Origin of the sequence: Clostridium moutaii (assembly GCF_041205085.1) — a bacterium.
GTDB lineage: Bacteria > Bacillota > Clostridia > Clostridiales > Clostridiaceae > Clostridium_B > Clostridium_B moutaii.
Genome location: NZ_JBGEWD010000009.1, coordinates 46,591 through 72,194, shown reverse-complemented (window position 1 = coordinate 72,194; position 25,604 = coordinate 46,591). Strand labels below are relative to the sequence as shown.

The following is a 25,604-nucleotide window of genomic DNA, read 5'->3' as shown; positions in this document are numbered from 1 at the left end:
AAGTATTTTACGCAGATATTTTAAAATAAGTGACAATTTTAAAACCACAATTTTATATGCTATAATTTGTATAGAATATATAAAATATAGAGGTGAAGTCATTGATTAACAGCGCCTTAAAGGTTTTACGCAAATACTATGGATATGAAAATTTTAGAGGAGATCAAAATAACGTAATTGAAAGTATATTAAGTGGCAGAGATACCATGGCTATAATGCCGACAGGAGGGGGGAAGTCCATATGTTATCAGATACCAGCCCTACTTTTTAAAGGTATAACTATTGTCATATCCCCCCTGATTTCTCTTATGAAGGATCAGGTGGATAGTATAAAAGATTTGGGCATAGGAGCTGCTTATATAAATAGTTCTATTTCTCAAAGTGAAATTTTAAATATATGCTCGGATCTAAAAAATGGAGATATAAAAATACTGTATGTGGCACCTGAAAGACTGGAATCCACTGATTTTTGCCATCTTATTAAAAGTATGCAGGTTTCTCAGGTGGCAGTGGATGAAGCTCATTGCGTTTCACAGTGGGGACACGATTTTAGAGTGAGTTATACATATATTTGGAAATTTATAGACGATTTTTCCAAAAGACCTGTAGTTACTGCATTTACAGCTACTGCTACTGAAGAAGTGAGAGTGGATATTGTAAATCAAATAAAATTAAATAATCCTGCTGTTTTTATATCCGGGTTTGATAGAAAAAATTTAAAAATAAGTTGTCTGAAGGTTGGAAATAGATTTCAGCATATGTTGAACTACATTAAGACCAATGGGGAACAGTCAGGTATAATATATGCAGCTACTAGAAAAGAAGTGGATAGTTTATATGAAAAACTCAAGGCAAATAATATATCTGCAGGGAGATATCATGCTGGACTATCCAGCGTGGACAGGGAAAAAAATCAAGAGGACTTCGTATATGACAGAATAAACGTAATAGTTGCCACTAATGCTTTTGGAATGGGTATTGATAAATCAAATGTAAGATTTGTAATTCACTATAATATACCAAAGAATATAGAAAGTTATTATCAGGAAATAGGCAGAGCAGGGCGTGATGGGGAAACAAGCGAATGTATACTCATGTTTGCACCTCAGGACATAATTACCCAAAAATATTTAATAGAGACAAGTATACAATCTCCGGAAAGAAGAATAAACGAATATAAAAAACTTCAGTATATGGTGGATTTCGTTCACTACAATGGCTGTTTGAGAAAATATATATTAAATTATTTCGGGGAACATGTGGATTATGAAGAGTGTGGGAATTGCAGCAACTGTATAAGAAAGGGAGAATATGTAGATAAGACCGTAGATTCCCAGAAGGTACTTTCATGCATTTATAGGATGAAAAGAGAATTTGGCGTTAATATGATAGTAGATGTTCTAAGGGGGTCTTCACAAAAAAAGGTGCTTCAATACGGATTTGACAAGATATCTACCTATGGCATAATGAAAAATTACTCAAAAAGTCAGCTTTCTAATTTTATAAATACACTTATAGCTCAGGGTTATATCTCCTTAAAAGAAGGGGAGTATCCTATGGTAATATTAAACTCTCAGTCTGTAAAAATATTAAAGGGAGAAGAAAAGGTGGTTTTGAAAGAGCCAGCTAAAGCAGAAAAAATAATTACCAACAGTGATTTATTTGAAATATTGAGAAGCTGCAGAAGAGAAATAGCTGATGAAGAATCAATTCCTCCATATCTGATATTTGCAGACACTACTTTAAGGGAGCTTAGCAGCAGATATCCAGTAACTTCTGAGCAGATGCTTGATATATCTGGAGTTGGAGAACTAAAACTTAAAAAGTATGGAAATAGATTTTTAAAAATCATAAGAGAATATGTAGAAAAAAATAAAATACAACCCAGCTGGTTTTTTAAAGGGGATCTGCAAAAAAATCATGAGGGAAAAAGTAATAAGTTGAAAACCTTTGAAATAACCATAAATATGATCAAGGATAATATGAGCATAGAGGAAATTTCAAGGAAGAGAGAGCTTACTGTATCTACAGTAGTATCTCATATTACAAAATATCTGGAAGAGGGAGAAAAATTTAATTTAAATGTAAAATTTGACAATTTGTTTACAATAGATGAAGAAAATAAGGTTTTAAAAGTTATAGAAAAATTGGGCTTGTCTAAATTGAAACCTATTAAAGAGTCTCTTCCAGATAATATAAGCTATGATAAGATAAAAGCAATCATACTTAAAGATTGTATTCTGGACAATTAAAATTATATCATTAAATTGAAATTAAATTATCAATAGTATTTACCACATTGTTCAATATAGTAAATAACTATTTTTCAAATTATAGAATGGGGTGATAATATGAAATTTGTGACTTATGTTTATGAAAAAAAAGAGAATATAGGGATTTTAAAGGAAGGTGGTATTTTAAATATCAGAGACGTGTTTAAAGGTATTGAAGAAAAAAATCCACCTGAGACCATGCAGGAGTTTATAGAGTATTTGGATGATAATAAGTTAAATAAGATACAGTATTTTTTAAACAATAAAAATATTGTATCTATTCCACTGGATTCAGTTAGATTAAAAGCTCCAATACCTTATCCGAGGAGAAATGTATTTTGTCTTGGGAAAAATTACGTAGAACATGCCAGGGAAATAAAAATAACTAGAATATCAGGAAATGGGATTCCAAGCAAACCTATATATTTTACCAAAGTGGCAGCACCTGCCGTGGGGACTGGAGATAATATTGAATTTTCTCCTGAAGTTACAAAACAAGTGGACTATGAGGCTGAACTTGCAGTTATAATAGGAAAAGATGGTGCAGACATAAAAGCAGAAGAGGTGGAAGATCATATTTTTGGATATACTATAATAAATGATGTGTCGGCTAGAGATCTCCAGGGAAAGCATATTCAGTGGTTTAAGGGAAAAAGTCTAGATACTTTTTGTCCAATGGGACCCTGTATAGTACATAAAAATGAAATACCTTTTCCAGTTAATTTAGATATTAAATGTATGGTAAATGGAGAAATCAGGCAAAATTCCAATACTAAAAACTTAATTTTTGATATACCTTACATAATAAGTGATTTATCCAGGGGATTGACTTTAAAAGCAGGTGATATTATATCCACAGGTACTCCCAGTGGCGTGGGAATGGGGTTTGATCCTATTAAGGTATTAAAAAACGGAGATACGGTAGAATGTTATATTGAAAAAATAGGGAGTCTTATAAATAATGTAGTGGAAACTGCATAGAATTTAAAAAATATAATAATTTGTTGAGTTAAAAGATATAGATTAGGTTGTATTTTTGTAAAATTTCACAGGTTAAAGTATAATGTAGTAAAGTTTAAATTATGAAGTTATTTGGAGGTTTATTATGAAATCACTATTCGATACAACCTATATAAATAATTTGAAATTAAAAAATAGATTTATAAGATCTGCCACTTGGGAGAATATGGCCTCGCAAGATGGACATATTACTCCTGAGTTACTTCAGCTTTATAAGAATCTGGCTTCAGGAGGAGTGGCACTTATAATAACTGGATGCACTGATATATTTGAGGATGAAAAGCCAAGACGTAATATGTTGTCAATATATGATGATTCCTTTATAAAGGAATATAAAAAATTAACGGATATGGTTCATGAGAATCATTCTGGTATAGTTATGCAAATTGCTCAGAGGGATGGATATGCAAGTCCAGAGGGACAGGTGGATACTTCTGAATTTTCAGATAAAATCTCAAAAGAATATATGGAAGATATAGCAAATGCTTTTGCAAATGCTGCTTATAGGGCTAAACAATGTGATTTCGACGGAGTGGAAATTCATGGAGCTGACGGATGCTTCCTTAGTAAAACTGTAAGTACCATATATAATACTAGAACTGATGATTATGGAGGCAGCGTTGAAAATAGAGCTAAGTTTATATTTGAAGTATACAATAAAATACGCAGCAAGGTGGGAAAGAGCTTTAACGTATTTATAAAGATAAACTCCTCGGAGGTGGAAGAAAAAAAGGTAGCTTTTGATGATTGGAATTATCTGTGCAGACTATTGGATAAGGCTGGTATAAATGCTATAGAGATTAGCGGAAATATTAAAGACTTCAAGGATAAAGGGAGCTCAGAGGCCTTATTTAAAAAATATGCACAAAAAGTAGCAGAGAAAGTAAAATGTCCTGTGATCCTAGTTGGATTAAATAGAAGTGTATTTAATATGAATGATATACTGAATAATACACCCATAGAGTATTTTTCCATGTCAAGGCCTTTTATATGCGAGCCCGATCTTATAAATAAATGGCTTAGTGGTTCTACTACTAAATCCAGCTGTATTTCCTGCAGTAGATGTATGACCGATAAGGGAATTAGGTGCATATATCATATATAAAATATAACTAAATTTTATTAATTAGAAAACCTTCAATAGTTGTTAATATTGGAGGTTTTTTTATGACATGATTTATTCTATGAGGTGAATAAATTTGGGAAAATATCTGAAAGCATATTGCATTATTATTAATATATATGTATAATTATAAAATATATCAAAGTGTTATTTTAATACATTATATTGGATTATTATAAATTAGGGGGACGATAATGAAAAAGACAATGGCAATCATAATTACAATTATTTTCAGTGTAGTATTATTCACAGCTTGTGGGCAAACTACTAAAAGCAATGCAAATTCAAATTTGCTGGATAAAATAAAAAAATCAGGTAAAATCACTATAGGGACTGAAGAAGGATATCCACCTATGGAATTTAGGGATGGTAATGGTAAATTAGTAGGATTTGATGTGGATTTTTCCAATGAGGTGGCAAAAAGATTGGGAGTGAAAGCAGATTTTTTAGTTATGGATTTTAATGGACTTATATTGGCACTTGATTCAAATAAGTTTGATGCAGCTATTGCATCTATAAGTATAACAGATGAAAGGAAAAAAAATACTGACTTTTCTACACCTTATATAAATGGAGGACAGATTATTGCAGTGAAAAGTGGAAGAGAAGACATAAAAGGAGTAGATGATTTAAAGGGAAAGGTTATAGCTTGTGAGTTAGGTACTACTGGGGAAAAAGTGGCAAATGGGATAAAAGGTGTCAAGGAATCCAAAAAATACGATAAGATAACGGAAGCTTTCCAGGATATGTCCATAGGCAGGGTGGATGCCGCTATAATGGATGAACAGGTAGGCGGATATTATATACAAAAGAAAAAAGGTGAATTTAAAATAGTACCAGGTGCCTTGAGCAAAGAACCTATGGGAGTAGCCTATAGAAAAGGTGATGATTCGCTGAAAAAGGAAGTTAACAAGATCATTGGAGATATGAAAAAGGATGGAACGCTTTCAAAACTTTCAGTAAAGTGGTTTGGCTTTGATGTTTATAAAGAGTGATTTTAAGGAGGAGATATTTATGGTTGATTTAAAAGGAAAAAGTTTTTTAACATTAAAAGACTTTTCACAAGAAGAGATAAAATACCTGCTGGAACTTTCAAAAAAACTGAAGAAAGAGAAATATAGCGGCGAGGAAAAAAAGAGACTGCAGGGAAAAAATATTGCATTGATATTTGAGAAGGACTCTTTGAGAACAAGATGCTCATTTCAGGTGGGTGCTTATGACGAAGGTGCTACGGTGACTTATATAGGTCCTACAGGAAGCCATATGGGCAAAAAAGAATCAGTAAAAGACACCGCTAGGGTAATGGGAAGAATGTTTGATGGGGTGGAATACAGAGGATTTTCACAAAAAAACATGGAGATATTTGCAGAGTATTCAAAAGTACCTTTATGGAATGGACTTTCAGATGAAGATCATCCTACTCAGGTCTTAGCAGATTTCTTAACTGTGGAAGAGCATGTGAATAAACCTCTGAAAGATGTGAATTTTATTTACCTTGGTGATGGAAGAAATAATATGGCAAATGCCCTTATGATAGGGGCGGCAAAAATGGGAATGAATTTCAAGATTGTAGCTCCTGAGGAATTGTTCCCTGAGGATGAATTAGTGGGGGAATGTAAAGAAATATCAGAACAAAATGGAGGAACTATTACAATAAGTGATGATATATACGGCAGTGTAAAAGGGGCAGATGTTTTATATACTGACGTATGGCTTTCTATGGGCGAGGACAAAAGTCTATGGAAAAAGAGAATTGAGACTTTAATGCCATATCAGATAAATAGCAAGCTTATTGAAGCCTGTAAAAATAAAAATGTGAAATTCATGCATTGTCTTCCAGCCTTTCACAATAGAGAGACGGATACTTCGGAAGATATATACAAGAAATTTGGATATGAAGCTCTGGAAGTGACGGAAGATGTATTTGAAAGTCAGCATTCCATAGTATTTGATGAAGCAGAAAACAGATTGCACACTATAAAGGCGGTTATGGTAGCAACTCTATGCAGTAATATTTAGAAAGAGGGAATATTATGAATTCCATATTGTATTTAGAAGATGGAACTGTATTTATGGGAAAAGCCATAGGAAAACGGGGAATAACTACAGGAGAGCTGGTTTTTAACACTTCAATGACGGGGTATCAGGAAATACTTACAGACCCATCCTATAGAGGACAGATAATAACTATGTGCTATCCCTATATAGGAAATTATGGTATCAATTATAATTTTAGCCAGTCTAATGAAATACAGGCTAAAGGTATTGTAATTAAAAATATGTATAATAATACATCACACTATTTAAGTGAAAATAGTTTTGAAAATTTTTTGAAAGAAAATAAAATTGTAGGTATAAGTGGTATAGATACGAGAAGTATAACCAAGAAAATAAGATCTGCAGGAACTATGAAATGTGTGATATGCGATGAAAACAAGTCCATAAATGAAATAAAAGACATTTTAAATTCCCATGAAGATAAAAATCTGGTAGCACAGGTGAGTACAAAATCCATAGTGCATATTGAGGGCAGTGGACCTAAAGTGGCATTTTTGGATTTTGGAACTAAAAATAACATTATTGAAAATTTAAAGATTAGAAATTGTGATATAACAATATTCCCATATAATTCTTCTTATGAAACCATAATGAATATAAATCCGGATGGTATACTCCTGAGTAACGGCCCGGGAGATCCTAAAGATTTGGGAAGCATTATGAATAACGTAAAAAAATTAATAGGAACAGTACCTATATTTGGCATATGTCTTGGACATCAACTTTTATCATTGGCTTTTGGTGGAGATACTTATAAAATGAAATTCGGGCACAGGGGTGGAAATCACGGCGTATATGATATAACTTTAGATAGAGCCTTTATAACCTCTCAAAATCATGGATATGCAGTTAAAAGGGAGAGCTTAAATGAGAATGATATTGAAATAACCCATGTTAATTTAAATGACAACACTGTAGAGGGAATAAGGCACAAAAAACTGCCTGTATTTTCAGTGCAATTTCATCCGGAAGCATCTCCAGGACCTACCGATTCAGAATATTTATTTGATAAATTTTTGCAATTGATGACTTTAGTATAAATAACAAGGAGAAGTGATATAATGCCGTTAAGAAAAAACTTGAAAAAAGTTTTGATAATAGGATCAGGCCCTATAATAATAGGTCAGGCTGCAGAATTTGACTACTCGGGTACACAGGCTTGTGAGTCCATAAAAAAGGAAGGTATAGAAACTGTACTTGTAAACAGTAATCCTGCTACTATAATGACTGATAAAAATATTGCGGACAAGACTTATATAGAACCTCTAACTGTTGAATCTCTTGAGGCAATAATAAAAAGAGAAAGGCCGGATGGTGTTCTAGCTGGGTTCGGAGGTCAAACTGCTTTAAATCTTGCAATGGAATTGAACAAGCTTGGAATATTTGTAAAATACGGAGTGGAACTTCTTGGAATAAAGACAGAGTCCATAAAAAATGCCGAGGATAGAGAAAGTTTTAAAAAATTAATGGAAGAAATAAATGAACCTATAGCAGTAGGTGATATTGCAACAAACTTAGAGGAATGTAAAAATTTCTTAAATAAAGTGAGCCTTCCAGTTATAATAAGGCCAGCTTATACTTTAGGTGGAACTGGCGGAGGAATTGCAACAACTTATGAAGAGTATATTGAAATATGTGAAAATGGATTGGAAGAAAGCCCTATAAATCAGATACTTTTAGAGCAAAGCCTGGCTGGCTGGAAAGAATTAGAATATGAGATCATGAGGGATAAAAAGGATAATTGCATGGTAGTTTGCAACATGGAAAACATAGATCCTGTTGGAATACATACTGGAGACAGTATAGTTGTAGCTCCATCACAGACCCTCAATGACAGAGAATATCAGATGCTCAGAAGATCCGCTGTAAAAATAATAAGAACTTTGAAAATAGAAGGTGGGTGCAATATCCAATTTGCACTGGATCCTATCAGTAACAGATATATGGTAATAGAAGTAAACCCTAGAGTGAGCAGATCTAGTGCTCTTGCTTCCAAAGCAGCAGGATATCCTATAGCCAAAATTGCAGCTAAAATTGCGATTGGATATACGCTGGATGAACTTAAAAATTATGTTACTGGAAATTCCAGTGCATTGTTTGAACCCGCTCTGGATTATTGTGTAGTTAAAATGCCAAAATGGCCCTTTGACAAATTTAAAACTGCAAATAGGACTTTAAAAACTCAGATGAAGGCCACTGGAGAAGTAATGGCAATAGATAGAAGCTTCGAGAGTGCTCTTTTAAAAGCAGTCATAAGTCTTGAGGGCAAAATAATAGGACTTAAATTGGACAATCTTGAAGGTATGAATGTAGATGAAATAATTGAAAAATTGAATGAACAGGATGATGAAAGAATTTTTGCCGTAGCGGAAGGTCTTAGAAAGGGTATCAGCATAGAAAGGCTTCATGATATAACGAAAATAGATGAATGGTTTCTAAGTGGGATAAAAAATATAATTGATATGGAAAATGAACTTACAGAAAGTGTACCCAATGTGGAGACAATTCAAAAAGCAGAAATCATGGGATTTACAGACGAGTATATCTGCAAATTAATAGGAATGAAGCTTGAAGATTTGAAAAAGCTAAGAGAAGTGAACAATATAAAATCTGTTTATAAAATGGTTGATACCTGCAGTGGTGAATTTGAAGCAAAAACATCTTATTATTATTCTTGTTATGATTTAGAAAGTGACAATATTATTACAAGTAACAAAAAGATACTTGTAATAGGATCGGGTCCTATTAGAATAGGACAGGGAATAGAATTTGACTACTGTTGTGTAAATGGTGTATGGGCAATAAAAAAGGCAGGATATGAGGCCATTATAATAAATAACAATCCTGAAACTGTAAGTACTGATTTTGATATTTCAGATAAACTGTATTTTGATCCGCTTTATATAGATGATGTCATGAATGTTATAAACGAAGAAAAGGTATATGGAGTTATAGTTCAATTTGGAGGTCAAACTGCCTTGAATTTATCACAAAAACTAAATGATAGAGGGGTAAATTTACTTGGAACTTCTTTTGAATCCATAGATTTAGCAGAGGATAGGGAAAAATTCAGGGTACTTCTTAAAGAACTTGATATAAATTCCCCCATAGGAGGATCTGTAACCAGCATGGAAGAAGCGGATGTACTTGTAGATGAGATAGGTTATCCTGTTATTGTGAGGCCTTCCTATGTTATAGGCGGCAGGGCAATGAAAATTGTTTACAAGCATGAAGAATTGCGTAAATACTTAAAAGAAGCAGTTAACTTATCAAAAGAACATCCCGTACTTGTAGACAAATATCTGCTTGGGAAGGAAATAGAAGTAGATGCAATATCTGATGGAAAAGATTTGATAATTCCAGGAATAATGGAGCATATAGAGAGAACAGGTGTACATTCAGGAGATAGTATAGCAGTTTATCCTGCAAATGATTTACCTGAAGATATATCTCAAGTTATAGAGGATTATACTGTTAAAATAGCAAGAAAGCTTAATGTAAAAGGACTTTTAAATGTTCAATATGCTTATGACGGAGAAAAGGTATATGTGATAGAAGTAAACCCAAGAGCCTCAAGGACAGTGCCTATTCTAAGCAAAGTCACGGATATACCCATGGTTGAGATAGCTGTGAAAATCATGCTTGGTAAAAGGATAAAAGATTTTGGATATAGACAGGACATGTATAGGTATAGTAATATCTATGCTGTAAAACTGCCTATATTTTCAAATAAAAAATTGCCTGGAGTTGACGTTGCATTGGGACCTGAAATGAAATCCACAGGAGAAGTTCTAGGAGTGGATTTTGACAGGAATAAGGCAATATATAAGGCATTTAAGGCATCCGGAATTGATATGCTTAAAGGTGGAAATTTATATGTTTCAATCAGTGATATAGATAAGAAAAATTCAGTTGATATAATTAGAAAATATGAAAAACTAGATTTTAATATAACTGCTTCAAGAGGAACTTATAAATTTCTAAATGAGAACGGAATAAAATGTAGTGAAGTAAACATAGGTGATGCTTTGGAATATATAAAACTGGGCAAAATAGATATGGTGATAAATATAGCTACCCAGGGTTATGACAGAACAAGAGAAGGCTTTAAGTTAAGATATAGGGCACTTGCACATGACAAAATTGTATTTACATGTCTAGATACGGCCAATGCCTATATTGAGGCTGTCTTAATAGAAAAAAACGGTGAAACCGTGGAATATAAAACAATGAATGAATATTTAAAGAAAAGGGTCAAATATAGAGAAATTGTTTCATGTAATTAAATAAAAATCAACTTAAAATTATATTGATTGTAAAAGCTGCATATAGTTAACTTTTTGCAATCAATATAATTTTTATTTGCATCAATTTTAAATTTTCCTGAAATAAATTATTAGAGAGAACAATTATGAGGTAAACTATTTGTTAGAAACATTTTTAGGGTCTGTTGTACTTTTTAGGTTTTCATACATAAATTCTTCTAATGCCTCATCCAGCCTCTCACTTATCTCCAGAAGCTTATCTGAACTTGTATTTTGGTGAATCAATAAATTAAGTTGCCTTTTTAATATATAAATTTTTTCCCTTGACAAATTTAACACCCCAATTTATATTTTATATTTTAATGTCCGTCAAAACTTTTATTATTCATATAAGCCTAGTATGCAAAATCAATTATATATTTAATTCTACACAATAAATCAGCTATTTGCAAATAATATTTAATTGCAAATAGCTGATTTATATAAAGACTTTTAGGAATAGAAACTGAGAGATTAACAATAGTGATGAATTTTGGTAAGATATAAGTATCAATATAAATCGGAAAGCAGGGTGATTATATGAATTTTAAAGCTATATGGGAAGATCCAAAGGAATTAGATGAAAAGTATCCAGCAATGGTACAGGGAGTTGATTTTAACAGTAATGGATCTGAGATCATGGGAATAATGCATGTGGCACAGGGCATAGGCCCTCATAAAACAATAATTTTATTACATGGGTTTCCCGGATATGAACAAAACTTTGATCTTGCTCATGTTTTGCTGAGAAGTGGTTATAACGTATTGATATTCCACTATAGAGGCAGTTGGGGAAGCAAAGGAGATTATTCTATAAATCACGTACTGGAGGATGTAGAATCTTCAATTGATTTTTTGAAATCAAGGTTTTCCAGGGAGAGCTATAGAGTTGATGGCGAAAACATAATCTTAATTGGACATAGCTTGGGAGGCTTTAGTGCTCTCATGACTGCAGCAAATCATGCTGAAATAAAGTCAGTAGGATGTATTGCCGGATTTAACTTTGGACTGTATGGAGAGAATATTTCCAAAAATAATTTTTTAATAGATTCCGCCATTAAAAAATGGGAAAAGGCCGTCATACCGCTTAATGGTATAACTGTTGAGAATTTTATGGAAAGCATTATAGAAAACAAGTACAAATGGAATTTACTTAATATAGCAGAAAGTTTAAAAACCCATTCTATATTAATGATTGGAGCAAAAAAAGATATAATAGCGCCTATAGATGAGCATTATATGCCTCTTGTGAAAGCACTGAAAAAACAGGGAATTCATCTTAAAGAGGTAATTTTAGATGGAAATCATTCTTTTTCTGCTAAAAGAATAGCTCTTGCTAAGGAAGTATTGATCTGGCTTCAGGAACAAGAAATTGAATCCCATACTTTAAATCAATAATAAAAAGGAGTAGTACAAATGAATGAAAATGTCAGATTTAAAGGAGAACCTGCTTTTAGCATTTTGACAAAGGAAAAATGTACAGGTTGTTTTGGATGTGAAAATAGCTGTAAATTTAAAGCTATCAAAATGACACTTTCACAAGAAGGTTTTTATTTTCCCGAAATTGATACTGAAAGATGTATCAAATGCGGTAAATGTGCTTTAAACTGCCCTGTTTTAAACTTTAAATCACATAATTTTGGAGAAAATTACGTAAAAGTTTATGCCTCATTTTCCAGAGATGATAAGGTAAGATTTGAAAGTTCCTCAGGAGGAATTTTTACTGAAATGGCTCAGGAAATTATAGAAGCAGGGGGAATTGTATTTGGGGCTGCATGGGAAAAAGATTTATCCGTGAAGCATTTACAGATAAAAGACAGGAAGGGACTTTCCAAATTGAGAAGTTCTAAATATATCCAGAGCAATCTGGAAGGTATTTATCTAGAAGTTGTAAAAGCAGCTGAAACTGAAGGTAAAAAGGTTCTTTTTACAGGAACGCCCTGTCAGGCAGCAGCTTTAAGAACTTTTACAAATAGTGAAAATCTATTGATTGTAGATGTACTTTGTCATGGAGTTCCATCTAAGGTAGTTTTTGATGAGTATATTAAGTATATATCAAATAATGATGAAGTCGTTTCTTATAATTTTAGGGACAAGGCCAATGGATGGTCAAAATATGGTGTGAAAGCAAAAATGGGTAATGGTAAAATATACAAATGTATCACAAGAAAAGATCCATTTTTTCATGGATTTATCTGTGATTTGTATTCAAATTTATCCTGCTATGATTGTAAATTTGCATCTATACCAAGAGTAGGTGACGTAACTATAGGAGACTTCTGGAAAGCTCCCCAGGAAATTATGGATGAAAGAGGAGTTTCTGTGGTTATAGCAAATAACCATAGAGGAGAAAAATTTTTAGAGAAGTTATATAGTAAAAATAAAATTGACCTCCACCCTAGAAAATTGTCTGAAGCGCTAAAGGGCAATTCACGTATTTGCAACGGATTTCTAAATATGCGTAAAAATAGGGAAGAAATTTTAAAGACAGTGAAAAAAAGAGGTTTTATATATATTGCAGAAAATTACATAAATAAAACTAAAAGATATGTACTGGATAAATAAATTATCAGTTCTATTATGGGTCCAATGCATAAACTGAATATATGTACATACAATAAAGCTAGAAATTCAATAAGCTGCTTTGGTATTTTGGTATTATTGATAATTTCTTCTAAGATTCAGGTATGAAAAGCATCCCTTATGTGCAAATTCCACCTGAACTCGAGAATAACTTGATGAAGTTGGAGTGATTCAGTTTATGAAAAAAAATGTGGTTATACTGGCTATATTTTTTTGTATATGTATTAATATACCTGGAAAAGCTGCTTCAAAGGACTATGATATTGTAACAAAACAGGATATTTTATGTCTTATGATGGCCTATCCGGAATATATTGCAGATGTGGAAAAAGATAAAAGCAGCAGTGTATATATAATTATGAGGTCTGGCAAAAAAATCTTGTATGATGATAAGAAGAAAAAAAATTTCGAAGAAAAATTTCAAAATACAGATTTGCAGGATATGATGGAGCAATCCTATCCATTGAAAGCTATAGATGGAGTTGTAGAAAAAAATTTTGACCCTGGAAGGTTCCGGGTTTATTCTCTATTAAAAGAGACTTATGGTAACAATAAAAGTTCTGTGGAGTCAAATCTTAAGATGGCCAGCCTTGGATATAGAAGGCTTCAGTTTAATGGCAATAATGGAGCTTCAAGATCCCTTGAAAATGCAATGAAGGAACTTATGCCTCTTGCACAAAAAAGCTCAGATATTTCAAGATGTCTGTTTCCAAGCAGCGGTACCTTCAACTACAGGTGTATTTCAGGAACCGGTTTATTAAGCCCACATTCTTTTGGGATAGCTATTGATCTAGCGAGAGACAGAAGGGATTATTGGAAGTGGGTATCTAAAGAGGAAGGAAGCTGTAGAATAAGAGAATATCCTAAAGAAATTGTGGAGATATTTGAAAAAAATAATTTTGTATGGGGTGGAAAATGGAGTCATTTTGACACATTGCATTTTGAATACAGACCGGAAATAATTCTAAAAGCCAGGTATTTTGGAGATAAAAGCAAAAATGAAAGCTATTGGTATGAAGGTGCTCCCTGTAAAGATAAGTTGGTAAAAAGCTATATTGAAAAAATCGATAAAAAATTATAATGGGGATTTTGTAATAAATATGAAGTTTTCATTAAAATTTACAGGGTGATTATTATTGCAATTGGGTACAATAAGTGTACAAATTATATAAATTTTAATCTACTATTAAATTGTATGAGGAGTATGACTTATGAAACATTTCCTAATAAAAAGAGTTCTAAAAATCATAATGATAATTTTAGTTATATTTTTTACATGCCCTTTTGAAAATATACAGGGAGAAGAAATTGATGAAAAAAATGAAATTGTAAATTCCACAAAAAAAATATTTGAGGATAGAAATGAAGCCATATTAAATGGAGATTTAAAGCTTATAGAATCCAGTTATGATAAAAATACAAGATATGGTACATGGGCCTATGAACACGAAGAGAAAAAAATGAAATATCTAAAAAATTGGGAGGAAAAACAAGGAGTAAAATTTACTAAAATTATCCCCAATATAGTAATTAAGAGAGTGAGAAAAAAGGATGATAAATTTTCTGTAAATTTAATATGTTCCACAGAATATAAATATATATATGAAGATGCGCCAAAGTCTGTAAACAGCTGCCGAATTGGAACCTCTCATGTAATAAATATTGCAAAAAAAGATGGTAGATGGATTATTACAAAAGAGTGGTATAAGGATCCATTTGCGGATTCTCTGAATTTGGATAATTTAAAGGGTGACTCTGTAAAACAGTATATATTATCTCAAAGTAAAAAAGATTTTTCCAATATAACGGATAGAAGAAAATCTTCCATGGAATATGCAGGTAAATATTGTGGCATAGCCTCGGAAGAGCAATATGGATATACTTATAATAAAAAATATAGAAACTATAACTCTCAAGGTGGAGATTGTGCCAACTTTGCATCTCAAGTATTACATGAAGGTGGAAAGTTTAAAAAAAATTCTATGTGGAATTATGACAGATCGGGAGCCACAAGTTCCTGGTTGAATGCCGATGGCTTTAAAGACTATATGATATACAGCGGAAGAGCATCGGTTATTGCCCATGGAAGTTATGAAAAAGTATATAAGGCATCCTATAAACTTCTTCCCGGGGATTTTATAGCTTATGAAAAAAAAGGAGACATTACTCATATTTCGGTGGTAACAGATGCAGATTCTAGAGGATATATGCTGGTGAGCTGTCATAATACAGATAGAAACAGGGTTCCATGGGATTTAGGATGGAGTGATAAAAATATAAAATTTTGGCTGGTGCATGTGAATTATTAAGGATATAAAATAAAATTATCATGATTTTTAATCATGATAATTTTATTTGCATTATACAGTTGAAGTGTCTTTAGAAAACTTATTCACCACATTTTCTATATCTTTTTGAGTATTTTCCATGGCTTTAGCAGCACCAACAGAAGATGGATCCGTACCTTCTACCAGTATATGTTCAAATTTATTTATACCTAGAAATTTAAATACATCCCTAAAATAATCAATAGCATGGTTGAATTTGGAATTAAATATTTTAGGGTAAACTGATCCGCAGGATTGAATATAAACCATGTTTCGTATTTTGTCATCTAAAAGACCAATTACGTCTTCTTGAGATATTTTGATAATTTTGTCATTTACCATAATGCAGTCCAAATATGACTTGAGCCTTGAGGGATAGCTTAAAGTCCACATTGGAGCTGCGATTACGTAGGTATCTGCGCTTAAAAATTGATCACAGAGTGTGTTAATTCTGTCTACTGATTTTTTATCTTCTTCCGATAAGTTATTATAATCAGCTCCGGAAGCCAATTGGCCCCTGCCTTTAAATATCCTATCGTTTATTTCAGGAATGTTTTCGTTGTATAAATTTAATTCTTCTACAGTATAATTTTTACTTTCGGATATAAAATTATTTATAAAACGTCTTCCTACAGTTTTACTGATGGATGTTTCTTCAGGTTTTGTGTTTGCAGTAATATATAATAGTTTTTTCAATTTTTATGCCTCCTCATAAGAATATTGAATGATATTCTATTAATTATTTTTAACTTATAATCTTAATTTATGCTATTGATTAAAAATAAAAATTTAACTTGAAATTTTTATAGAATCATTGGATAATATATATTAAGATTATTTTAAGGAGAAGATTATGGGGGATTTAGGTTTTACTTTAAAAAAGGAACTATTTAAAAGCGGGGCCTCTATGGTTAAATTTGCGGATTTAAGAGATGTAGAAGAAAGCAGATTAAACAAAATGACCTATGGAATATCCATAGCAGTGGCATTGAATCCATTTATAATTTGTAATATTGGAGATGGGCCTACAAAAGAATACCATGAAGAATACAACAGGGTAAATAATAAGTTGGATACTTTAGTAGAGCATGCAGGGCAAATATTACAAAGTGCAGGGTACAATACACTTCTAAAAACTACTTCAAAAGTTGAAGTGAATTGGGAATCCCTTTATACAACTCTTCCTCATAAGACAGTTGCTACAAGAGCAGGGATGGGGTGGATAGGTAAATGTGCCTTGCTGGTAACTAAAGAATTTGGTTCAGCTGTTAGATTTTCATCACTTTTAACTGATGCTAAATTAAAAACAGAAATACCCATAGATAAGTCCTATTGTGGAAACTGCCATATCTGTAAAGACTTTTGCCCGGCAGGAGCGCCGCTGGGAATAAACTGGAGAATCGGGTTTAAAAGAGAAAATTTTTTTGATGCTTTTAAGTGCAAAAATATGGCTGATAAAATATGCAAGGCAAAGGGAATAAAAGATACTATATGTGGGAAATGCATTGAAGTGTGTCCATGGACTAAAAAGTATTTAAGGAAGCGGGGGCTTTAATTTTAGCATGAATACTAAGGTGGTGATTGTATGAATGGATCTGAAAAATTAATTATTAAATCTTTTAATATAAATAAAGTGGATTTTGCCAATAAAACTTATATTTCACAAAATGCCCTTTTTATAAGAAAAAATATAGAAAGGGATATTTTAAAGGATGAAGTCAGGGTAAGAGATATAAAGATCAAAATAATTAGACCTCAGGATCATAATATATATGTAAACTCCATAATGGATTTTTTCCCTATAGCTGTTAAAGTAGATGGGAAGCTGGGAGAAGGTACAACTTATCTTATAACTGGTGTTGTAGTCATGCTTACAGGATCTGATGAGTGTAAACAGACAGTTGGAAAGTTCGGATGGGCTCCGGGGGTTTTAAAAGATATTGTGTATTTTAATAGAAGTGGTACTCCATCTGATGAGGATATTATAATTAATATAGACGTGCTCTTAAAATATAAGAATGGAATTCCAAGGACGGGACCTAGTGCTGTACACAGGGTAAGTGATAAGATAATTCAGGAGATGAGAGATGAACTGAAAAGCCTGAATCCAGATTTGTGCAGTCAAACCCATGAATTTGCAAACAGGCTAAAACCTAATGATAAGAAAAAGGTGATTATAATAAAGCAGGTTGCAGGACAGGGATCTATGTATGATAATCAGCTTTTTCCCCATGAGCCCTGTGGATTTATAGGTGGCAGATCAATTATAGACATGGGAAATATGCCTGTAGTTTTAACACCAAATCAGTATAGAGATGGTGCTTTAAGAGCTATGACTTAAATTTATAGCAAGATTAACGACTATAAGGAAGTATAATAATAAGACCTCAAACTATAATAATGTTTTATTTGATTGAAATTGTCCTAGATAGTAAAATGTAAATGTTTTAATGTATAAAATTATAGTTGAAATGAGGTATGGCAATGAAGAAGAATATTAGATATATAATTATTCCCTTTATTTTGTTGCTTTTTGTATTTGCAATGTCTGCATGTAATAATGGGCAGCAGAGTAAGGGTGGTGAAGGTTATAAGAGTATTTCTACTAAAGAAGTAAAGAATAATTTAGGTAAAAGTAACTGGATAGTAGTTGACACTAGAGAAAATGATGCTTATAATGGTTGGAAATTAGATGGCGTAAAAAGAGGAGGACATATAAAAGGAGCTGTAGATTTTTCAGCTGCTTGGTTAAAAGTTAATGATAAAGATAGGAACAAGAAATTGGAAGAGGCATTAAAAACCAAAAAGATATCTTCGGAAAAAAATGTAGTACTTTATGCAGCGAATGGAAAAGATAATGTTGAAGTTGCCAAGTACTTATCTAAAAAAGGATATAAAAATTTATATACTTATGATGTAAAAGACTGGGCTGAAGATGCTAGTCTTCCTATGGAATCCTATCCAAACTATCAGGAACTGGTTCCAGCTTCTTGGGTAAAAGATTTAGTAGATGGTAAAAAACCGGAAACATATAATGGGAATAAATACAAAATTTTTGAAGTATCTTGGGGGGATGAATCAAAATCTCCGGATTATTTGAAAAAAGGATATATAAAAGGAGCTGTACATATAAATACAGATGAGGTAGAAGAAGGACCTTTATGGAATCGTTTGTCTGATGATAGACTTCAAAAATTTGCAGAGAATAATGGAATAACTACAGATACTACAGTTGTATTGTATGGGACTGATTCCATGCCATCTTTTAGAGTTGCTGTAATACTGAAATATATGGGTGTTAAAGATGTTAGAGTGTTAAATGGAGGATTTACTAAATGGCAAAATGCAGGATATGCGCTGCAAAAAACTTCAAATCCAAAGGTACCAGTAAGTTCTTTTGGAGCAACAGTGCCTGTAAATAAAGATTATATTATTGATTTACCACAAGCCAAGGAAATATTAGCGGATAAACAGGGTAGTAAATTAGTAGATATAAGAAGCTGGGATGAGTATATAGGAAAAGTTTCTGGATATGATTATATAAAGCCAAAGGGACGTCCAGCAGGGGCAGTTTGGGGACATGCTGGTACAGATTCTTCAAATTTACAGGATTATAGAAATTTGGACAACACAATGAGAAATAAAGATGAAATACTTGCTATGTGGAAAGAATGGGGAATTACACCAGATGAAAGATTAGCCTTTTTCTGTGGAACAGGATGGAGAGCAGCAGAGGTATTAACTTACGCAGATGTAATGGGATTAAAAAATATTTCTCTCTATGATGGTGGATGGAATGAATGGAGTGGAAATACAGGAAATGCTCCTAATCCAATAGAGACAGGAGAACCAAAGAAATAAGAGGCATGGATAATGAAAATCAGAGTTATTTTTAAAAAATTTCTTTCCCTTATTCAAGGGTGCCTTATTTTATTTTCAGCGGGCATATGGTATTTATCCAATGAAAAAATGGGTGTAATGCGATGGCTTGTGTATGAAAATGAAATATATGATAAATTTTTTATGAGAGGTAAAATTATCGGGACTTTAGTACTGATCCTAATTTTGTTTATAATAGTTACTATGAAAATTTATAAAAATCATAGCAGAAACTGTATATTCTTTATAACGATAAATTTACTTATGATTTTATTTGCAATTGAGTTTAATTCAGATAAAATAATATGTTATTTTATAATCAATATAATATATATTATTATATTGATTATGCAGTTGATAAAATTTATTTTTTTATAGAAAAAATAACAGATAGATAGTTACAACTATTTATCTGTTATTTTTTATGAAGATTTTCTAAATATTTTTTCACTTATAAAATAACTGCAATATACAGTTATTTTAAATGTATAAATTAATAAAAGAAGGATATGCTACAGTAAGAATATATTTTATTATATAAAAAAGAAAGATATGATGGAATTAGGAGGAAATACATATTGTTTAAATTGAGTAAGACCCAAAAGCTAACAGGAAATATATATGTAGTTAGAACGTTAATTTCTAATTTTTTTATGTATTCTGACTGTGAAACTACTATATGCTTTAATACAGGATTTATTCCCTCTATCATAAATAGAGAGATGAAAAAAATAAATATTCATCCTCAATCTGTTTCCGGGATATTTTTAACTTACCCTAATTTTTATCATACGGGGGGTATTAAATTATTTAAAAATGCAAATATCTATTTTTCAGCAGATATATCTATAAAGAAATTCCCCAACAGGTCCTTTTATATTGAAGATACCACAAATATAAAGTGTGAAAAACTTCATGACGGAGATGAAATTAATATAGGAAAGATAAAAATAAAATCGATTGTGTTTCCAGGACATAAAAAAGGAGTTATTTCTTATATAGTAAACGATAGTATCTTATTTGTATAAATCATATTAAAAACTGACATTGATTGATTTTAGTAAAAAATGAACTGTTAATTAAATCCCTATATTTTAAATATAAGAGGATTAAAATCAATTTGTGGACAAACAGTATAAGTCAAATTATATGTATTGACAATAATATATTACTAGTGTATTATTATATTAGAACACTAAATCCAATGACTTTTACATGGAGGTGATAAAATGGATGCTGAATTTGATCCTAATATACCAATATACATTCAAATAATGAATATTATAAAGAGAAGAATAGTAAGTGAAGAGTTGAAGCCTGGAGACAAACTATCTTCTGTAAGGGAAATGTCTGCAAAACTTAAAGTGAATCCAAATACTGTTCAGAGGACTTATAAAGAATTGGAAAGGCAGGGTATTACCTATAAACAAAGAGGTATGGGTACCTTTGTAAAGGAGGATATATCCATGATAGAGAAATTAAAGAAAGAAATGGCACAATATATCATATGTAATTTTATAAAAGGCATGAAAGACTTGGGATTTTCCTCGGGTGAGATAGTTAAAATCGTAAAAGAAAAGATACAGGAGGATATATAAAAATGGAAACAATACTAAAGTGCACTGATTTGAAAAAATCTTATTTTAGAAAAACTGCTTTAAATGGAGTTAATTTAGAAATTAAAAAAGGTAAGATAACAGGACTTTTAGGACCAAATGGAAGTGGTAAAACTACATTTTTAAAAATTGCAGCAGGAATATTGAGACCAAGTTCTGGAGAAATATTTATAAATGGAAATAAACCGGGAATAAAGACAAAAGCTCAAGTCTCATATTTGCCTGATAGGGATTATCTTTATAAATGGATGAGAATAGAGGATGCTATAGCTTTTTTTAAAGATATGTATGAAGATTTTGACGGAAAAAAGGCGCAGGAACTTCTGAAGTTTATGGAATTGAGTGAAGATAGTAAGGTTAAGGAATTGTCAAAAGGCATGAGTGAAAAATTGTACCTTACATTGGTGCTGTCAAGAAAGTCACAACTTTATGTATTGGATGAACCTTTAGGAGGAGTAGATCCTACAACTAGGGAAAAGATATTGGATGCTATACTTGAAAATTATACAGAAGACAGTTCCATACTTATAACTACACATTTGGTAAGTGATATTGAAAGATTGTTTGATGATGTGGCCTTTATATCTGAAGGTAAAATAATATTATTTGGCAACGCTGAAGAACTTAGGGCGGAGAAGAAAATGTCTATAGATGAAATATATCGTGAGGTGTTTAAATAATGTTTAAATTTATAAAATATGATCTACAAGGTTGTTTTAAAGATTTCATAATAATGATTTGTACTATAATAATTTTAAATATATTGTTGCTTACCAGAATAAATGTATGGGATTCTAATATTATAATTTTTTTGAATCTGGCTATAAGTTTTGCAGCAGGAATAGTAGTTGTAATATGGAATATAAGGCTATTTAGCAGAGATATCTATGAGAATACAGCATATCTGGTTTTTACTACACCTAAAAGCGGAAAAAATATACTGATGAATAAGCTCATAACAGCTCTTTTACAATATTTAATAGTATCTGTTGTGGTAGTGGCCTTTACAGCTATTTTAATTGAGATATTAAAACTTACTCAAGGATTTGTATTTGATATGAAAATAACATTTACACAGATTTTTAGTTCTATAACTCCACAATTTATAATATATGCTATATTGGGGGCATTAATAGTATATGTCACATTTTTGCTTACTGTATATTTATCCCTGACTCTTGGAAGGGTTGCCATAAAAAATAGAAAATTGGGTAAAATAGGTACATTCGCCATATTTATAGTACTGTGTTTAGCACAAAGTAAAATAGAGGATGTGTTTTCCAATATATTCCCTCAAAGTTTTACATTAAGGATATTTGACAATGGTAATAAAGGATCATGGATAAATATGGGAAATACTCTTACTAACTCCAATAATGTTTTTTCCTCAGGAGTTAATCTTAATATATCTTTGATGATTATATCTGTAATTTTAATGGTAGCAATGTTTTATGCCACATCCTATCTTATAGAAAATAAATTGGATTTGTAAGTTCAATTTATTTTCTAAAAAAGTATATTTAATTAAAAATAATTTAAATTTTATAAATATTAGAGGATTTAATTAAAATTGGGAGAATATAAATAGAGAGAGGGGTTGTGATGTATTATGGGAAAAATACATGTTTCAAAATCAGAAATAATAAAAGACAAAACAAATAAAATTCAAAAAGTATTTGCTGATTTAAAAGAAGGTTCCAGTTTGGAAGAATTTATAGAAGCATTTAAGCAAAATTATCCTGAAGATTGGGATAGAATAGTCAAACGTTATAACGAACATAAGAAATTGAGGAAAAAGGGAAAAAGTTATCCAATGCCTGAACCCGATAGATATCTTGAAAATATCTACAACAACTATCTCAGTAAAAAAAATTAATGGCTTAAAATATTAGAAGGGGTTATCTTAAAAAAGGATAGCCCCTTCTAAATGATTTTTCTATGAGTGCTGTACAAATTATCTCATTTCCTATATTATATTAATGTAAATTAATAATTAATCTGTAAAATACAGATTATAGAAAGTATATAGTAAATCAATATATCGATGTGAATATGTGAAGTTTCTATTAAAATAATATATTTAGGAGATATGCGTAATGAATAAAACTATTTTGATGGTAGATGATGAACAGAGAATGAGAATTCTCATAGAGGCATATTTGAAAAAAGAAGGATTAAATGTTATTTTAGCAGGAGATGGAAGAGAGGCGCTTAGACAATTTAAAGAAAACCATGTGGATTTAGTGGTACTGGATATAATGATGCCTATAATGGATGGATGGACAGTGTGTAAAAAACTTAGAAAGATTTCAAATGTTCCAATAATTATGCTTACTGCCAGAGCTGAAGATGAAGATCAACTTTTAGGATTTCAACTGGGAACGGATAGTTATGTAACCAAGCCTATAAGTCCTAAAATTTTAGTAGCTAAAATAAAGGCGCTTTTAAAAAGAACCTATGATGATGAAAATGATTCTATAAAAGAAAATATTTATGATGGTATTTTTATAAATGAAGAAGGCCATGAGGTGAAAATAGACGGGGAAATTGTATATCTTTCGCCAAAAGAATTTGAGCTATTATGTTATTTGATAAAAAACAAAAATATAGTTTTAAGTAGAGAAAAAATTTTAGATTCTATATGGGGAATGGACTATTATGGAGATCTTAGAACAGTGGATACTCATGTTAAAAGACTGAGAGAAAAATTAGGAATTAAATCCTATTTAATAGCTACGGTTAGAGGAATTGGTTATAAATTTGAGGTAAAAAACAATGAAGATAAAAAGCATTTTTTGGAGAAATAGATTCATTTTAAAAGTAAGAAAGAATATAACATGGAAATTATTTGTAATAACTTCATTAGTATTTATAATTTTTATAAGCAGCACTTTGATTTTTCAGTCATTATTTTTTGGTAAATTCTATATAAACAGAAAAGAAAGAAATCTACAGGATGAAACTCAAAAATTTAATATGGCTTATAATAAAGCAAAAGACGAAAATGAAGTAATAGACCTTATCAGGAGATTTGAGGAAGATAATAATGCCAAATTGGTTATAATGGATAAGAGTGGTAAAATAAAATTTATAACAAAATTGAACAGTGAAAACTATGATGCGGTTAGAATAAAAATTATAAATGATATTATAATAAGATGGACTGAGGATTCTGATTTATTTAATGAAATGAAAAAATATAATAGATCTATAACTGTGATTACGGATAGGCAAATCAATGGAACAAAAAATATTCTTACAGCTATTCCCAATAATAAAAAGGAAGAAATAATATTTGCAGTAACTTCCCTTCAACCGGTGGATGAAGCATCTTCTGTAATAAAAGAATTTTACTTTTATTTTTATATAGGTGCAGTAGTATTGATTTTAATACTTTCTCTGATATATACAAATATGGTGTCAAAACCTCTAGTCAAGTTAAATGATACTGCAAAAAAGATGGCATCACTTGATTTCTCTGAAAAATGCAATATCAAAAATGAGGATGAAATAGGGAATTTGGCAAATACTCTGAATTTTTTATCTCGTAATTTAGATAAAGCTTTAACCTCCCTTAAAACAGCTAATATAAAATTGGAGAAGGATATAGAGAGGGAAAGAAAAATAGAAAAAGTTAGAAAAGAATTTGTAGCCTCCATTTCCCATGAACTTAAAACTCCTATAAATCTAATAGAAGGCTATGCAGAGGGCTTGAAGGATAATATATTTAAAGCTAATGAAAAAGATTATTATATTGATATTATAATAGATGAGAGCAACAAGATGGCAAATTTAGTAGCAGATATGTTAAATTTATCCCACCTTGAATCTGGAGTTCTTAAATTGGATAGGGAAGAATTTTTTATAGATGAGCTTATAAGTTCTGTATGCAAAAAATTTTTAAAAGTTGTAAAGGATAAAAATATAACGGTTGATTTTAATATGATGAAACAGGTTAAGGTAAATGCCGATTGGAACAGGATAGAACAAGTTATAGATAATTTTACTACTAATGCTATAAAAAATACAGAAAAAGGTGGCAATATAAGTTTTTCCATAATAGATATTGGAAACAGGGCTATTGTATCTGTAGAGAATACTGGGAATAATATACCAGATGAAGATATAAATAAAATCTGGGATAATTTTTATAAGGTAGATAAATCAAGAAATAGGGAATTAGGCGGTACCGGTATCGGTCTTGCTATAGTCAAGAATATATTGGAGCTGCATGGATATGAGTATGGTGTTAAAAATACAGATAATGGGGTTAAATTTTATTTTATAATTGTTAAAGCATAAAATTTTCTACAAATAAAATATAAAGCTGGTAGGTTTATTAATAATAGGTTATGGATTTATTAACAAATTATTAATAAACTTGTCATGTAAGTGTCACTTAAATACTGTAAAATTCACTT

The 25,604-nt window shown here is 31.2% G+C and carries 23 protein-coding genes; 21 read left to right on the top strand and 2 right to left on the bottom strand.

Annotated elements, in window-relative coordinates; translation table 11 throughout:
• Positions 1-104 precede the first annotated feature (104 nt).
• The 7 genes from recQ to carB all read left to right on the top strand — a co-directional run bounded on the left by recQ (position 105) and on the right by carB (position 10,760).
• Entirely contained in the window at positions 105-2,252 is a 2,148-nt protein-coding gene (gene recQ / locus AB8U03_RS10585) for a DNA helicase RecQ (protein WP_369704607.1), read from the top strand.
• Between the two features lie 99 nt (positions 2,253-2,351).
• Entirely contained in the window at positions 2,352-3,254 is a 903-nt protein-coding gene (locus AB8U03_RS10580; RefSeq protein WP_369704525.1) for a fumarylacetoacetate hydrolase family protein, read from the top strand.
• 124 nt (positions 3,255-3,378) lie between these two features.
• Positions 3,379-4,398 carry an NADH:flavin oxidoreductase gene (locus AB8U03_RS10575; RefSeq protein ID WP_369704524.1) on the top strand — a complete coding sequence of 340 codons (1,020 nt, stop codon included), beginning with the start codon at positions 3,379-3,381 and terminating at the stop codon, positions 4,396-4,398.
• Between the two features lie 212 nt (positions 4,399-4,610).
• A complete protein-coding gene (locus AB8U03_RS10570) occupies positions 4,611-5,411 on the top strand; it encodes an ABC transporter substrate-binding protein (RefSeq protein ID WP_369704523.1) in 801 nt (266 codons plus the stop codon).
• A 19-nt stretch (positions 5,412-5,430) separates the two neighbouring features.
• The gene (argF, locus tag AB8U03_RS10565) at positions 5,431-6,435 is read left to right on the top strand and encodes an ornithine carbamoyltransferase (RefSeq protein ID WP_369704522.1); all 1,005 of its coding nucleotides are present in this window, start codon (positions 5,431-5,433) and stop codon (positions 6,433-6,435) included.
• Positions 6,436-6,449: 14 nt separating this feature from the next.
• Complete coding sequence (gene carA, locus AB8U03_RS10560) at positions 6,450-7,514, top strand: glutamine-hydrolyzing carbamoyl-phosphate synthase small subunit (protein WP_369704521.1); 1,065 nt, start codon at positions 6,450-6,452, stop codon at positions 7,512-7,514.
• A gap of 21 nt (positions 7,515-7,535) precedes the next feature.
• Positions 7,536-10,760 (top strand): carbamoyl-phosphate synthase (glutamine-hydrolyzing) large subunit, encoded by a 3,225-nt coding sequence (gene carB / locus AB8U03_RS10555; RefSeq protein WP_369704520.1) that lies wholly within the window; start codon positions 7,536-7,538, stop codon positions 10,758-10,760.
• A 135-nt stretch (positions 10,761-10,895) separates the two neighbouring features.
• Here the strand turns inward: carB and AB8U03_RS10550 are convergent, their stop codons facing one another.
• Positions 10,896-11,069 (bottom strand): Spo0E family sporulation regulatory protein-aspartic acid phosphatase, encoded by a 174-nt coding sequence (locus AB8U03_RS10550; protein ID WP_369704519.1) that lies wholly within the window; start codon positions 11,067-11,069, stop codon positions 10,896-10,898.
• A gap of 249 nt (positions 11,070-11,318) precedes the next feature.
• On the opposite strand from AB8U03_RS10550, the gene AB8U03_RS10545 reads away from it, so the two are divergent.
• The 4 genes from AB8U03_RS10545 to AB8U03_RS10530 all read left to right on the top strand — a co-directional run bounded on the left by AB8U03_RS10545 (position 11,319) and on the right by AB8U03_RS10530 (position 15,670).
• Positions 11,319-12,176 (top strand): alpha/beta hydrolase family protein, encoded by an 858-nt coding sequence (locus AB8U03_RS10545; protein ID WP_369704518.1) that lies wholly within the window; start codon positions 11,319-11,321, stop codon positions 12,174-12,176.
• 18 nt (positions 12,177-12,194) lie between these two features.
• Positions 12,195-13,343, top strand: coding sequence for a Coenzyme F420 hydrogenase/dehydrogenase, beta subunit C-terminal domain (locus tag AB8U03_RS10540; RefSeq protein WP_369704517.1), 1,149 nt, complete (start codon positions 12,195-12,197; stop codon positions 13,341-13,343).
• A 196-nt stretch (positions 13,344-13,539) separates the two neighbouring features.
• Positions 13,540-14,442 (top strand): M15 family metallopeptidase, encoded by a 903-nt coding sequence (locus tag AB8U03_RS10535; protein ID WP_369704516.1) that lies wholly within the window; start codon positions 13,540-13,542, stop codon positions 14,440-14,442.
• Between the two features lie 130 nt (positions 14,443-14,572).
• Positions 14,573-15,670, top strand: a complete 1,098-nt coding sequence (locus AB8U03_RS10530) for an amidase domain-containing protein (protein WP_369704515.1) — start codon at positions 14,573-14,575, stop codon at positions 15,668-15,670.
• Positions 15,671-15,721: 51 nt separating this feature from the next.
• Here the strand turns inward: AB8U03_RS10530 and AB8U03_RS10525 are convergent, their stop codons facing one another.
• A complete protein-coding gene (locus AB8U03_RS10525; protein ID WP_369704514.1) occupies positions 15,722-16,384 on the bottom strand; it encodes an FMN-dependent NADH-azoreductase in 663 nt (220 codons plus the stop codon).
• Between the two features lie 157 nt (positions 16,385-16,541).
• Here AB8U03_RS10525 and AB8U03_RS10520 point away from each other — a divergent pair, with 157 nt between their 5' ends.
• The 10 genes from AB8U03_RS10520 to AB8U03_RS10475 all read left to right on the top strand — a co-directional run bounded on the left by AB8U03_RS10520 (position 16,542) and on the right by AB8U03_RS10475 (position 25,485).
• The gene (locus AB8U03_RS10520) at positions 16,542-17,243 is read left to right on the top strand and encodes a hypothetical protein (protein ID WP_369704513.1); all 702 of its coding nucleotides are present in this window, start codon (positions 16,542-16,544) and stop codon (positions 17,241-17,243) included.
• Positions 17,244-17,273: 30 nt separating this feature from the next.
• Positions 17,274-18,029: a proline reductase cluster protein PrdD gene (gene prdD, locus AB8U03_RS10515; RefSeq protein WP_369704512.1), complete on the top strand. Its 756-nt coding sequence runs from the start codon at positions 17,274-17,276 to the stop codon at positions 18,027-18,029.
• 203 nt (positions 18,030-18,232) lie between these two features.
• Positions 18,233-19,549, top strand: coding sequence for a rhodanese-like domain-containing protein (locus tag AB8U03_RS10510; protein WP_369704606.1), 1,317 nt, complete (start codon positions 18,233-18,235; stop codon positions 19,547-19,549).
• Positions 19,550-20,145: 596 nt separating this feature from the next.
• On the top strand, positions 20,146-20,595 hold the full coding sequence (locus AB8U03_RS10505; RefSeq protein ID WP_369704511.1) for an MBL fold metallo-hydrolase: 450 nt from the start codon (positions 20,146-20,148) through the stop codon (positions 20,593-20,595).
• A gap of 201 nt (positions 20,596-20,796) precedes the next feature.
• Positions 20,797-21,165, top strand: a complete 369-nt coding sequence (locus tag AB8U03_RS10500) for a GntR family transcriptional regulator (RefSeq protein WP_369704510.1) — start codon at positions 20,797-20,799, stop codon at positions 21,163-21,165.
• A gap of 2 nt (positions 21,166-21,167) precedes the next feature.
• On the top strand, positions 21,168-21,863 hold the full coding sequence (locus AB8U03_RS10495) for an ABC transporter ATP-binding protein (RefSeq protein ID WP_369704509.1): 696 nt from the start codon (positions 21,168-21,170) through the stop codon (positions 21,861-21,863).
• Positions 21,863-22,675, top strand: coding sequence for a hypothetical protein (locus AB8U03_RS10490; RefSeq protein WP_369704508.1), 813 nt, complete (start codon positions 21,863-21,865; stop codon positions 22,673-22,675). Before AB8U03_RS10495 ends, AB8U03_RS10490 begins: the two co-directional genes overlap by 1 nt.
• Before the next feature lie 117 nt (positions 22,676-22,792).
• Positions 22,793-23,059, top strand: a complete 267-nt coding sequence (locus tag AB8U03_RS10485) for a hypothetical protein (protein WP_369704507.1) — start codon at positions 22,793-22,795, stop codon at positions 23,057-23,059.
• 220 nt (positions 23,060-23,279) lie between these two features.
• The gene (locus AB8U03_RS10480) at positions 23,280-23,990 is read left to right on the top strand and encodes a response regulator transcription factor (protein WP_369704506.1); all 711 of its coding nucleotides are present in this window, start codon (positions 23,280-23,282) and stop codon (positions 23,988-23,990) included.
• The gene (locus tag AB8U03_RS10475) at positions 23,959-25,485 is read left to right on the top strand and encodes a HAMP domain-containing sensor histidine kinase (RefSeq protein WP_369704505.1); all 1,527 of its coding nucleotides are present in this window, start codon (positions 23,959-23,961) and stop codon (positions 25,483-25,485) included. Before AB8U03_RS10480 ends, AB8U03_RS10475 begins: the two co-directional genes overlap by 32 nt.
• Positions 25,486-25,604: the final 119 nt, after the last annotated feature.

Bases quoted from the DNA above. Each gene is read 5' to 3' on its own strand.
- AB8U03_RS10510 (WP_369704606.1), top strand. From the start codon at position 18,233: ATGTCTGCATGTAATAATGGGCAGCAGAGTAAGGGTGGTGAAGGTTAT.
- carB (WP_369704520.1), top strand. From the start codon at position 7,536: ATGCCGTTAAGAAAAAACTTGAAAAAAGTTTTGATAATAGGATCAGGC.
- AB8U03_RS10545 (WP_369704518.1), top strand. From the start codon at position 11,319: ATGAATTTTAAAGCTATATGGGAAGATCCAAAGGAATTAGATGAAAAG.
- AB8U03_RS10500 (WP_369704510.1), top strand. From the start codon at position 20,797: ATGGATGCTGAATTTGATCCTAATATACCAATATACATTCAAATAATG.
- AB8U03_RS10490 (WP_369704508.1), top strand. From the start codon at position 21,863: ATGTTTAAATTTATAAAATATGATCTACAAGGTTGTTTTAAAGATTTC.
- AB8U03_RS10540 (WP_369704517.1), top strand. From the start codon at position 12,195: ATGAATGAAAATGTCAGATTTAAAGGAGAACCTGCTTTTAGCATTTTG.
- AB8U03_RS10485 (WP_369704507.1), top strand. From the start codon at position 22,793: ATGGGAAAAATACATGTTTCAAAATCAGAAATAATAAAAGACAAAACA.
- AB8U03_RS10575 (WP_369704524.1), top strand. From the start codon at position 3,379: ATGAAATCACTATTCGATACAACCTATATAAATAATTTGAAATTAAAA.
- AB8U03_RS10580 (WP_369704525.1), top strand. From the start codon at position 2,352: ATGAAATTTGTGACTTATGTTTATGAAAAAAAAGAGAATATAGGGATT.
- AB8U03_RS10475 (WP_369704505.1), top strand. From the start codon at position 23,959: ATGAAGATAAAAAGCATTTTTTGGAGAAATAGATTCATTTTAAAAGTA.
- AB8U03_RS10530 (WP_369704515.1), top strand. From the start codon at position 14,573: ATGAAACATTTCCTAATAAAAAGAGTTCTAAAAATCATAATGATAATT.
- carA (WP_369704521.1), top strand. From the start codon at position 6,450: ATGAATTCCATATTGTATTTAGAAGATGGAACTGTATTTATGGGAAAA.
- argF (WP_369704522.1), top strand. From the start codon at position 5,431: ATGGTTGATTTAAAAGGAAAAAGTTTTTTAACATTAAAAGACTTTTCA.
- AB8U03_RS10480 (WP_369704506.1), top strand. From the start codon at position 23,280: ATGAATAAAACTATTTTGATGGTAGATGATGAACAGAGAATGAGAATT.
- AB8U03_RS10495 (WP_369704509.1), top strand. From the start codon at position 21,168: ATGGAAACAATACTAAAGTGCACTGATTTGAAAAAATCTTATTTTAGA.
- AB8U03_RS10570 (WP_369704523.1), top strand. From the start codon at position 4,611: ATGAAAAAGACAATGGCAATCATAATTACAATTATTTTCAGTGTAGTA.
- AB8U03_RS10535 (WP_369704516.1), top strand. From the start codon at position 13,540: ATGAAAAAAAATGTGGTTATACTGGCTATATTTTTTTGTATATGTATT.
- prdD (WP_369704512.1), top strand. From the start codon at position 17,274: ATGAATGGATCTGAAAAATTAATTATTAAATCTTTTAATATAAATAAA.
- AB8U03_RS10520 (WP_369704513.1), top strand. From the start codon at position 16,542: ATGGGGGATTTAGGTTTTACTTTAAAAAAGGAACTATTTAAAAGCGGG.